This is a genomic window from Streptomyces sp. NPDC025806 (assembly GCF_055558275.1).
Map to the genome: position 1 here is coordinate 118940 of NZ_JBVHMU010000016.1, position 9053 is coordinate 127992.

16 protein-coding genes are annotated in these 9053 nt (G+C 67.9%); 1 reads left to right on the forward strand and 15 read right to left on the reverse strand.

Features of this window, described 5'->3' with window-relative positions; genetic code table 11:
• Window positions 1–20 precede the first annotated feature (20 nt).
• The 15 genes from ACZ4E1_RS30765 to ACZ4E1_RS30835 all read right to left on the reverse strand — a co-directional run bounded on the left by ACZ4E1_RS30765 (window position 21) and on the right by ACZ4E1_RS30835 (window position 6565).
• Window positions 21–203: a hypothetical protein gene (locus tag ACZ4E1_RS30765; protein WP_467545639.1), complete on the reverse strand. Its 183-nt coding sequence runs from the start codon at window positions 201–203 to the stop codon at window positions 21–23.
• Window positions 203–421 (reverse strand): hypothetical protein, encoded by a 219-nt coding sequence (locus tag ACZ4E1_RS30770; RefSeq protein WP_467545641.1) that lies wholly within the window; start codon window positions 419–421, stop codon window positions 203–205. The genes ACZ4E1_RS30765 and ACZ4E1_RS30770 overlap by 1 nt, the downstream gene beginning before the upstream one ends.
• A 74-nt stretch (window positions 422–495) precedes the next feature.
• The gene (locus ACZ4E1_RS30775) at window positions 496–1194 is read right to left on the reverse strand and encodes a hypothetical protein (RefSeq protein ID WP_467545643.1); all 699 of its coding nucleotides are present in this window, start codon (window positions 1192–1194) and stop codon (window positions 496–498) included.
• A gap of 29 nt (window positions 1195–1223) precedes the next feature.
• Window positions 1224–1574, reverse strand: coding sequence for a hypothetical protein (locus ACZ4E1_RS30780; RefSeq protein ID WP_467545645.1), 351 nt, complete (start codon window positions 1572–1574; stop codon window positions 1224–1226).
• Entirely contained in the window at window positions 1561–2796 is a 1236-nt protein-coding gene (locus ACZ4E1_RS30785) for a hypothetical protein (protein WP_467545647.1), read from the reverse strand. Before ACZ4E1_RS30785 ends, ACZ4E1_RS30780 begins: the two co-directional genes overlap by 14 nt.
• Complete coding sequence (locus ACZ4E1_RS30790; RefSeq protein WP_467545649.1) at window positions 2768–3214, reverse strand: endonuclease VII domain-containing protein; 447 nt, start codon at window positions 3212–3214, stop codon at window positions 2768–2770. The genes ACZ4E1_RS30785 and ACZ4E1_RS30790 overlap by 29 nt, the downstream gene beginning before the upstream one ends.
• 9 nt (window positions 3215–3223) lie before the next feature.
• Entirely contained in the window at window positions 3224–3487 is a 264-nt protein-coding gene (locus ACZ4E1_RS30795) for a hypothetical protein (protein ID WP_467545651.1), read from the reverse strand.
• Window positions 3477–4304 carry a TIGR-Tas system RNA-guided endonuclease gene (gene tas, locus ACZ4E1_RS30800; protein ID WP_467545653.1) on the reverse strand — a complete coding sequence of 276 codons (828 nt, stop codon included), beginning with the start codon at window positions 4302–4304 and terminating at the stop codon, window positions 3477–3479. Before tas ends, ACZ4E1_RS30795 begins: the two co-directional genes overlap by 11 nt.
• 203 nt (window positions 4305–4507) lie before the next feature.
• Window positions 4508–5005, reverse strand: a complete 498-nt coding sequence (locus ACZ4E1_RS30805; protein WP_467545655.1) for a hypothetical protein — start codon at window positions 5003–5005, stop codon at window positions 4508–4510.
• Window positions 5002–5175: a hypothetical protein gene (locus tag ACZ4E1_RS30810; RefSeq protein WP_467545657.1), complete on the reverse strand. Its 174-nt coding sequence runs from the start codon at window positions 5173–5175 to the stop codon at window positions 5002–5004. Before ACZ4E1_RS30810 ends, ACZ4E1_RS30805 begins: the two co-directional genes overlap by 4 nt.
• Complete coding sequence (locus ACZ4E1_RS30815; protein ID WP_467545659.1) at window positions 5172–5528, reverse strand: DUF7455 domain-containing protein; 357 nt, start codon at window positions 5526–5528, stop codon at window positions 5172–5174. The genes ACZ4E1_RS30810 and ACZ4E1_RS30815 overlap by 4 nt, the downstream gene beginning before the upstream one ends.
• Window positions 5525–5707, reverse strand: coding sequence for a hypothetical protein (locus tag ACZ4E1_RS30820; RefSeq protein WP_467545660.1), 183 nt, complete (start codon window positions 5705–5707; stop codon window positions 5525–5527). Before ACZ4E1_RS30820 ends, ACZ4E1_RS30815 begins: the two co-directional genes overlap by 4 nt.
• Before the next feature lie 18 nt (window positions 5708–5725).
• Entirely contained in the window at window positions 5726–5869 is a 144-nt protein-coding gene (locus ACZ4E1_RS30825) for a hypothetical protein (protein ID WP_467545662.1), read from the reverse strand.
• Window positions 5866–6054, reverse strand: a complete 189-nt coding sequence (locus ACZ4E1_RS30830) for a hypothetical protein (RefSeq protein ID WP_467545664.1) — start codon at window positions 6052–6054, stop codon at window positions 5866–5868. The genes ACZ4E1_RS30825 and ACZ4E1_RS30830 overlap by 4 nt, the downstream gene beginning before the upstream one ends.
• Before the next feature lie 379 nt (window positions 6055–6433).
• A complete protein-coding gene (locus ACZ4E1_RS30835) occupies window positions 6434–6565 on the reverse strand; it encodes a hypothetical protein (protein ID WP_467545806.1) in 132 nt (43 codons plus the stop codon).
• Between the two features lie 264 nt (window positions 6566–6829).
• Between ACZ4E1_RS30835 and ACZ4E1_RS30840 the strand changes: the two genes are divergently transcribed.
• Window positions 6830–9052 carry an NADP-dependent isocitrate dehydrogenase gene (locus tag ACZ4E1_RS30840; protein ID WP_467545666.1) on the forward strand — a complete coding sequence of 741 codons (2223 nt, stop codon included), beginning with the start codon at window positions 6830–6832 and terminating at the stop codon, window positions 9050–9052.
• Window position 9053 lies beyond the last annotated feature (1 nt).

Consider the following 9053-nt stretch of genomic DNA (forward strand, 5'->3'; position numbering starts at 1 on the left):
TACCCCGGCGGCCCTGCGTCTCATCGGCCGTGCAGCATCTCGCTGATGGTGCGGCCGTTGATCTTGAGGTTGTCGTCGGCGAACAGCTCCAGCTCGACGACGCGGACCTCACCGACGGTGTTGATGAGCCTCCACGAGTAGACCGAGGAGCTGATGTCCTCGCCGTGCAGCTCGATGACGTCGTGTGCGATCTCCTTCGGCATCAGGCGGCGCCGGGGACGGGGATGTCGCCGAGAGCTTCCTGAAGGGCCGAGTAGGCCTCCTGCTCGGCGGCCTCGGCCTCCGCCTTCGCCGTCGCGAGGGCCTCGACCTTCTCGTACGCCTTGCGGGCACGCTCGGCCTTCTCGTGGGCCCGGCGGTAGGCGACCAGCGGGTCAGCCTTCCGGCCGCGCTTCGGGGTGTCGACAGTCGTTTCAGTCACGGGTGTCTCCTCGTAGAGGTAGGGGCACGGAGGGCAGTCGGTTGTAAGACCTGCGCAGTTGCCGTAGCGGCAGCTCACGCCAGGCCGCGGGCGATGGCCTCGCAGGTCGCCTGGTCCATCTGCGGCGTCACCTGGATCCCTCGGGCCTGGAGGAAGGCCACGAGGTTCGGGTCAACCGGGGCCGCAGCCGGTGCAGGCGGCGGGGTCGGGGCAGCAGTCCCAGCCGGCGGGCTCCACTGCTGATGCGGGGAGGGTGCAACGGCCACAGGGGGGGAAGCGGCAGCCGGAGCATTCATCGGGTTGGCCGGGGTCGCGTTCATCCCCGCCCACGGATCCGTAGTGGAGGCCGCAGTGGCAGGCGGGGGTGCCACAGCAGCAGCAGCAGGCTGCTTGAACTGGCCCGCCCGGTACGCCTGATCCACCGGACCCGCCATCGCCGCATCCGCGTCCGTGTAGTTCTGAAGCACCCACGCCGGATTTCCGTTCGCCGTCGGGACCTGACCAAGACGCCCCAGGACGACGCCGCCGATATCGTTACGGACGCTCTTCGCGAGGTTCCCGAACAGCTTCGCGTCCAGGGCAACGATCGGCTTCCCCGTCGCCGGATCCTGCTCATCGACGACGATCACATCGACGTCGGCGGCCTGGCTGGGCCCGAACTTGGTCTGGACGTCGGGGTTGTACGACTTGGGGTAGAGCATGAGGAGCCGGCCGTTGTGGTTCTTCGGCTCGAACTCGCCGCCTGTCGAGGCGGAGGGCTGTGAGAATCCCATATTTGGTTGTTGTTCCTTTGTTTCGCGGGTCAGAGCAGGTTGTTGGGGCGTCCGGACTTGTTGTACGGGTGGTGCTTGTCGACGTGTGCTTCGATCTCGGCCCACAGCTCCTTTTCGTCCGGGTCCTTGATCCAGGCATCCAGGGCGACGTCCGTGGCTGGCCCCATCGCGTAGAGCTGCTGCGGGTACTGGAAGCACCAGCAGGCCCCCTCGAAGCAGGAGTCGTACCCGTCGTCATCGACGATCTGGTAGAGGCCTCGCCGGTAGATGGTGGGGCTTTCCCCGTCGTCGTTGAGGTCGGGGCAGAACCATTCCTTGTTGTCGTACCCGGCTTCGAGATGCCGGACGGCCGGCGAGGGTCTCCAGTCAAGATCGGCCATTGCACCCCCTGGTGATGTCGCGGGCGTTGGGGAGGTGGAAGGGGCAGAAGCGGCAGTCGTCGGCGATGTCGAAGCCGGCCGCGACGCGGGCCTTGATCTCCAGGTCGAGTTCCCGGGAAGGCTCGACCTCCGCGGGGTACAGCTCGTGCAGCTCGGCCTTCGCCGCCTCGACGCGGGCGTTGATCGCCTCGACGCGGGCGAACGCGTCGGCCGCGATCTTCGGGTTGTACGGCTCCGTCCACACGTACATGTCGTCCAGAGAGGCTTCGTCCCTGGGCAGGGCGACGATCGCGACATGGTCGACGACCTCGCCCCGGTCGCGGGCGCCCTTCGCGTACACATGCACCTGCGTCCGGTACGTCGGGCTCGGCCCCCGGGTGCGGAGCTTGTTCCGCGACCAGCGGCCCATGAACTTGAAGTCCTCGAACACACACAGCGTGCGGTCGAGGAGGTCGCCGGTGCCCTTCGGGACGAACTTCGACGGGAACGTCAGGGGGATTTCGGACCCGAAGCGGCCAGAAGTACCCGAAGCCCACACGAACATGTCAGAGAGGCCCGCATGACCGCACGTCCCGACGAAGGCAGCCCACCCGTCACCGCCTGGATTGACAGGCGGCATCCGCATGAGGGACAGAGCCAGCCGTCGGTCGCACGGCGTACCCATCTCAGACGGTCCCATGGTGACCTGGGCAGATCGGTTGTCGGCTGAGCGTCGGTTGTCATAGGCGTAGAAGATCTCCTTGAACCTGGCCGTGATCTCCTTGCCCAGGTCCGTCATCGGGACCGCGGGTTCCGCCGTCGGCTTCGGCGCAGGCTGGGAGAACAACGGGGCCGGCTGGCTAAACACCACCCTGCTGAGCGCCTCCGCGTACTCCGTCACGCCGGGCAACGCATCCAGGGCAGAGGCAGTCGACGCATCGTCCGCCGGTGCCGGCGAGGACGGGGAAGAGGGCGTCGAAGTAGTCGCAAGTGACGCACGGTCCTGGGCATCGTCCGCCGACGACGCCGCAGACGGGGCAGCCGGGGACGTCGCACTCGGGTCGGATGATTTGCACGAGGCCTCCAAATGATCCTTAGGGATGAAGGTCCCGGATGCCTCGCACTCCTCCTTCCGGTTCAGGAAGGTGTGCTTGCGGTAGCGGCCCTCAACCGTCGGCTTCGTCTGCTTCGAGCAGAGGTGGCAGCCGATGTAGTCAGAGCCCTTCGTGGAAGGGGAGGCCATCGCGCATCCGTTCGTATGGAGTTGTGTAGAGGTAGACGATGCAGCGGCGGAAGTAGCTGACCTGGTCGCGAGCCTGACCTAGGACGTGTCGGTTGCACGGCGAGCAGAGCAGGCCGCGAGGAGCGCCAGTGGCGTGGTCGTGGTCAACTGCCAGCCGCTTCGAAGCGCCGGTGGCCCGGCGGCAGAGCGCGCACCGGCCGCCCTGGAACTCGTAGAGCCGGTCGTACTCGCCGGGCTTCAGGCCGTACGTGGCCTGTACGCGCTTCTCGTGCGCTACCGCCTTGCGGCGCTTCACCTCGTCCCGCCAGTGCGTGGCGCACCGGGGCCCCGGATGCGGGGCCGGGCGGTGCTTCGCGGCCGGGGGCGGGAAGCCACCCCAGTCGGCCGCGCAGTCGATGCAGGGCTTTTTAGTTGTCATCGAGCCTCTTCAGTTGTCGCGGTACGGCTCGCTGTCGTCGCCGCGCACATAGACCAGGCCCCGCCACAGGCAGGTGATCACGATCTTCTTCGCCGGGTGGACTACGAGGGCGACCTTGTCGGCCGCCCAGATCTCGTAGCCGTCCTCGTATCCGCGCCCTGTGGGCTGCGTAACCTGCGGGGCGATCAGGATGGAGCTGATCTGCCCGGGGTCGAGGGCCATGTCCAGGGCGCGGTCTACGGCGTGCCGGGTGAAGGCCCAGTCATCGATCACGGCCGCCGTCCTCACTGAGCCGGCGGGCCTCGATCCACATGCCGCGCAGGATCTCCTTCGCGGTGATGCGGAGGGCGTCGGCGTGCCGGTGGCCCTTGGACCATTCGGAACCGACCGGGGCGGGCTTGCCGGAGGGGCCGCAGCGGACGCAGGCGACGGCGTGAAGCCGCCCGTCGGTGTTCGCCTTACGCTTGTCGTAGACCTCGCGCCAGGGGCCGCTGGCCTTTACGACGGATTCGGCGATGAGGTAGGCGCGCATCTTGGCGTCACTCGACCAGTTCGAGAGGACGCCCTTGCGGCGCTTGGCAGCCACGTTGACGTTTGTGATTTGGGCGTCGAGCGCAGGGTGGTCAACGTGGCCGGTCTTGCCCCCGCCAGCGGAGGTCGCATGGGTGCCGGGCGCCTGATGGCTGGCGGGGAGCGTGTGGTAACCGGCATAGGCCCACAGCTCAGACACTGTGCGCGGCCGGTCATGCAGGGTGTTCCAGTACGGGTCTCCGATCGCGGCTAGCAGTCGGGCGGCCTGCTTCTCGCCGATACCCTTCTGGGCCTTCACCCACGGGCCGAGCGGATGAGCCCGCATCGCCCGCTGAAGATTCAGCGTCGCTTCATGCTCCAGCTTCCCCAGGGCCTCGACGAGCTGCATCGTCCGCTGCACGTCGGGGTGGTCTTCCGTGAGGCCGAAGCCGCGGATCTCGCCGTCGGTGTCCTCGACGTTGCGGGTCATCTGGCGGAGGCGGTTCTCGTTGGCGATGCGGGTCTTTTCCAGGTCGTCGAGCACCGCGGCCAGGACGAGCATCATGGCGTTCGGATTCATGGCAGAACCTTCGGGATGAGTTTTAAAGAACCGCAGCGGCGCACGCACTGTGGGCCTCGCGAGTGGAATGGCCGCTGCGGCAACTTGAGCCCCCTGCGGCAGGGGTGTCGTGGGTATGGATCCGGAAATGGCCGCAGGGGGAGTGTTTCCCCGGCGGGCGGCGGCGCATTGGGCGTCGTTTGTGGCGTGGCCCGCCGGAAGTCTTAGCTGAGGGCTTTCGCAAGAACCTCAGGGGGAAGATCGCAGACGCGCTTCACGTCGTGTTCGGAGACGAGTAGCGCCAGGTTGCGGTACCGGCGTTCGGCGGCGAGGTTCTTCTCAGCCTCGCTGCGCCGGTAGTCGGCGATCGACATCATGTCGTCGTAGGTGCACTCGCCGAGGAGCTTCCAGCCCAGGTCCGGCACCCATTCGCGGTTCTTCAGGTGCCGCTGCCAGCCGTCGCGGACCTCCGCCCAGCGGCGGGACGCCCGGGGGCGGGAGGCGGCGACTGTGGCGTTCTGGGAACTCTGCTGCCGCTGCCGGGCCTGGATCATGACGTCGTGGACGAACGGGCGGAGCGTCTCGGCGAGGGCGTCGGCGACGTGCTCGGCGGGGATCCGCTTGGCGACCTCGCGGGCCACATCGGTGGGATCGGTGAGCGCGTCATTGCCGAGCACTTCGCGGACCAGGCATCGGAGGCTGAAGTCAGTGGCGGTCGTCATCGCTTCCCGTCCCAGACCGCCCAGTCAAGGAAGGCCTCCGCCTGCCGCGACGCCTTCACGGCCCGCCGGCGTGCTGTCTGCGCCTTCTCGAAGCGTTCAGCGTCGGCCGCCGTCTCGTACTCGCGCAGGCGACGGTTGATCTTCTGGCGCTGGATCCGGGTGCGGTTCATGACGGGACTCCCTCGGGCTCGACGGTGACCGTCCAGCCCTGCTTGATCAGGGTCTTGCTGTGCTTCCGGAAGTGGTGACCGCAGAAGTCGAGCGTGGCGGCCTCGGAGACGTACACAACTTCGCCGGCAGGCGGCTTCTTGAGCACCCGGTACAGGGCGGCGGCGCCGCAGTTGTCGCACCGGTCGTGCAGCGTGAGCGTCGACATCGCGAGTCCTTTCCCGGCAGGGTGCCGGGCGATGGCGTCCCGGCGCGCCCTTTCGGCGTCGATGGACGCCTGGAGGATCGGCGACATGTCGCCGTCGGGGGTGTGAGGCCAGGCATTGGATTCGTGCCAGGCGTCGGCGGAATTCATGACACCGTGCTCCAGGTGCGGCCGGTGACGGCGGCCTGCATTGCCTGCTTGCTCACTCCGTACTTCTCGGCGAGCCGGGCGTAGGTCCACTTTCCGGTGGCGTACGACTTTCGGGCGGCCCGCACCTTCGTGGCGGTGAGCTTGGCCATGTGGTGCTTGTTACCGGGCTGAGCTGCCATGGGTGGTACCTGCGCTTTTCAGTGTCGGGAGGATTCGAATTCGGCGTGGTGCGAGTGCGCCTCGTACTCGTCCTGGGCGGGCGAGGTGGAGGCGGGGAAAGTCGTCGTCTTGACGTAGGCGGCGACCTCCTTGCGGAGGGCTTCGAACTCGGCGTCAGTCATGACGGATCAACTTCTTCGGTGATGGGGCGGATAGACGTCCGGCGGACTCCCCGGAGGGATTCGCCGTCCCAGTTGATGAGGGTGTAGCGCTCGCCGTCGCAGTCCTCCACGACGAATTCGCCGTGCATGTCGGGAATGCTCCCGCCATAAAGGACGAGGCTCGCGATGGGGACGATTTCGGACATAGCGCCCCCCTCAGGGGAAAGGAAGAATTTGTGGTCCGTTGTGGGCACGGGTGGACCAGGCCCGCGTCCAAACCGCGAGCCAGGGGTGAAGAACGGAAAGCCCCTGGCCTACGGGTCCCTCGCGGTGAAGGCTTAGGCCCCCGGCGCCGGCACCACCCAAGGGCGGCGCCGGGGGGTGGCCGCTGCGACCCGTCCGTCACAGATCCGGGGAGCGGCAGGCCCCCCAGCGGTAACAGCGCCGGGGGAGCGGAAGAGGCCGACCAGGGGGATGGTCGGCCTCGGTCTTGGTTGCCGTCTTCGGGTTGCCCGCGGGTAGGCCGCCCCCGCGCTCTGGGGGTCCCGGACAGTGGCCGTCGAACGGCGTCAGATGGTAATGTTGTCAGCCACGTTTCCGCAGGTCAGGCCCCACAAGGAAGAAGTCGTACCACTCGATGGTGGTGCCGATCAGGCTCGCCGCGACGATGCGCTTGAGGTGTCCGGGGGAGGGCGGAGCGGTTGCTGCGGAGGCCATGTGCACCACTTCCAGGCGAAGGCGGGGACGACTGCGTGCTGGCACAAGGTAGGAACACGCAGGTCAGCGGCACATGTGGTGGGACACCATACTTTCGGGCTCCGCTGTGGTGCCGGTCGCGGGGCGCACGACGGGCCGCCGTCGGCCGGTTCTGTGATCCTGCAGGCAGGGCCCTTTCGGAGAAGGGCCCGGCACGAGATATCTTGATGTCGAGCAATCTGAGAAACATGCAGACGACGTGGAAGACGTGGAGCGGAGCCCCCGGTGACTGACTCGACCATCATTTACACGCACACTGACGAGGCCCCGGCCCTCGCGACGTATTCCTTCCTGCCCGTGATCGAGGCCTACGCGTCCACCGCCGGTGTGCGGGTCGAGACCCGTGACATCTCCCTGGCCGGGCGCATCATCGCCTCGTTCCCGGAGTACCTGAACGAGGACCAGCGCATCGCCGACGCGCTCGCCGAGCTGGGCGAGCTGGCCAAGACGCCGCAGGCCAACATCATCAAGCTGCCGAACGTCTCGGCGTCCATCCCGCAGCTGAAGGCCGCCATCGCCGAGCTGCAGGAGCAGGGCTACGCGCTGCCCGCGTACCCCGACGAGCCGAAGACGGACGAGGAGCGCGAGGCCCGCGCCCGCTACGACAAGATCAAGGGTTCCGCCGTGAACCCGGTCCTGCGCGAGGGCAACTCGGACCGCCGCGCCCCCGCCTCGGTGAAGAACTACGCCAAGGCCCACCCGCACCGCATGGGCGCCTGGACCCCCGAGTCCAAGACCAACGTCGCGACCATGGGCGAGAACGACTTCCGTTCGACCGAGAAGTCCACCGTCATCGCCGAGGACGGCTCCCTCAAGATCGAGCTGGTCGCCGACAACGGCGCCGTCACGGTCCTGCGCGAGTCCGTACCGGTCCTCGCCGGTGAGGTCGTCGACGCCTCCGTGCTGCGCGTCGCCGCCCTGCGCGAGTTCCTCACCGCGCAGATCGCCAAGGCCAAGGCCGAGGGCGTCCTGTTCTCCGTGCACCTCAAGGCCACGATGATGAAGGTCTCCGACCCGATCATCTTCGGCCACGTCGTGCGCGCCTTCTTCCCGAAGACGTTCGCGAAGTACGGCGAGGCGCTCGTCGCCGCCGGCCTCTCCCCGAACGACGGCCTCGGCACCATCCTCAAGGGCCTGGACTCCGTGCCGCACCTCGGTGAGGAGATCAAGGCCTCCTTCGAGGCCGAGATCGCCGAGGGCCCGGAGCTCGCCATGGTCGACTCCGACCGTGGCATCACCAACCTGCACGTGCCGTCCGACGTCATCGTCGACGCCTCGATGCCCGCCATGATCCGCACCTCGGGTCACATGTGGGGCCCCGACGGCCAGGAGGCCGACACCCTCGCCGTCCTCCCGGACAGCAGCTACGCCGGTGTCTACCAGGTCGTCATCGACGACTGCCGGGCCCACGGCGCCTACGACCCGTCGACCATGGGCTCCGTCGCCAACGTCGGCCTGATGGCGCAGAAGGCCGAGGAGTACGGCTCCCACGACAAGACCTTCGAGATCCAGACCGCCGGCACCGTCCGCCTGGTCGACACCGCGGGCAACGTGGTCCTGGAGCAGGAGGTCGCCGAGGGCGACATCTTCCGCGCCTGCCAGGCCAAGGACGCCCCGATCAAGGACTGGATCAAGCTCGCCGTCACGCGCGCCCGCGCCACCGGCGACCCGGCCGTCTTCTGGCTCGACGAGACCCGCGCCCACGACGCCCAGCTGATCAAGAAGGTCGAGCAGTACCTGCCGGAGTTCGACACCGAGGGCCTGGACATCCGCGTCCTCTCCCCGGAGGACGCCACCAAGCTCTCCGTCGAGCGCATCCGCCAGGGCCTGAACACCATCTCGGTCACCGGCAACGTGCTGCGCGACTACCTGACCGACCTCTTCCCCATCCTGGAGCTGGGCACCAGCGCCAAGATGCTGTCGGTCGTCCCGCTGATGAACGGCGGCGGCCTCTTCGAGACGGGCGCCGGCGGCTCCGCCCCGAAGCACGTCCAGCAGCTGGTCAAGGAGAACTACCTGCGCTGGGACTCCCTCGGTGAGTTCCTCGCGCTGGCCGTCTCCCTCGAGCACCTCGCCACCACCACGGGCAACGCCCGCGCCAAGGTCCTCGGCGAGACCCTCGACCGCGCCACCGGCACCTTCCTCAACGAGGACAAGTCGCCGACCCGTCGCCTCGGCGGCATCGACAACCGCGGCTCGCACTTCTACCTGGCCCTGTACTGGGCCCAGGAGCTCGCCGCGCAGACCGAGGACGCCGAGCTGGCGAAGGCCTTCGCCCCGCTCGCCGAGTCGCTCAAGGCCAACGAGCAGAAGATCGTCGACGAGCTCATCGCCGTCCAGGGCTCCCCGGCCGACATCGGCGGGTACTACCAGCCCTCGCCGGCCAAGGCCGCCCAGGTCATGCGCCCGTCGCAGACCCTGAACGAGGCCCTCGCCTCGCTCGCCTGAT

Coding starts and splice junctions, on each gene's coding strand:
- ACZ4E1_RS30765 (WP_467545639.1), bottom strand. CDS start 203: ATGCCGAAGGAGATCGCACACGACGTCATCGAGCTGCACGGCGAGGAC.
- ACZ4E1_RS30775 (WP_467545643.1), bottom strand. CDS start 1,194: ATGGGATTCTCACAGCCCTCCGCCTCGACAGGCGGCGAGTTCGAGCCG.
- ACZ4E1_RS30780 (WP_467545645.1), bottom strand. CDS start 1,574: ATGGCCGATCTTGACTGGAGACCCTCGCCGGCCGTCCGGCATCTCGAA.
- ACZ4E1_RS30785 (WP_467545647.1), bottom strand. CDS start 2,796: ATGGCCTCCCCTTCCACGAAGGGCTCTGACTACATCGGCTGCCACCTC.
- ACZ4E1_RS30790 (WP_467545649.1), bottom strand. CDS start 3,214: ATGACAACTAAAAAGCCCTGCATCGACTGCGCGGCCGACTGGGGTGGC.
- tas (WP_467545653.1), bottom strand. CDS start 4,304: ATGAATCCGAACGCCATGATGCTCGTCCTGGCCGCGGTGCTCGACGAC.
- ACZ4E1_RS30805 (WP_467545655.1), bottom strand. CDS start 5,005: ATGACGACCGCCACTGACTTCAGCCTCCGATGCCTGGTCCGCGAAGTG.
- ACZ4E1_RS30810 (WP_467545657.1), bottom strand. CDS start 5,175: ATGAACCGCACCCGGATCCAGCGCCAGAAGATCAACCGTCGCCTGCGC.
- ACZ4E1_RS30815 (WP_467545659.1), bottom strand. CDS start 5,528: ATGAATTCCGCCGACGCCTGGCACGAATCCAATGCCTGGCCTCACACC.
- ACZ4E1_RS30820 (WP_467545660.1), bottom strand. CDS start 5,707: ATGGCAGCTCAGCCCGGTAACAAGCACCACATGGCCAAGCTCACCGCC.
- ACZ4E1_RS30825 (WP_467545662.1), bottom strand. CDS start 5,869: ATGACTGACGCCGAGTTCGAAGCCCTCCGCAAGGAGGTCGCCGCCTAC.
- ACZ4E1_RS30830 (WP_467545664.1), bottom strand. CDS start 6,054: ATGTCCGAAATCGTCCCCATCGCGAGCCTCGTCCTTTATGGCGGGAGC.
- ACZ4E1_RS30835 (WP_467545806.1), bottom strand. CDS start 6,565: ATGGCCTCCGCAGCAACCGCTCCGCCCTCCCCCGGACACCTCAAGCGC.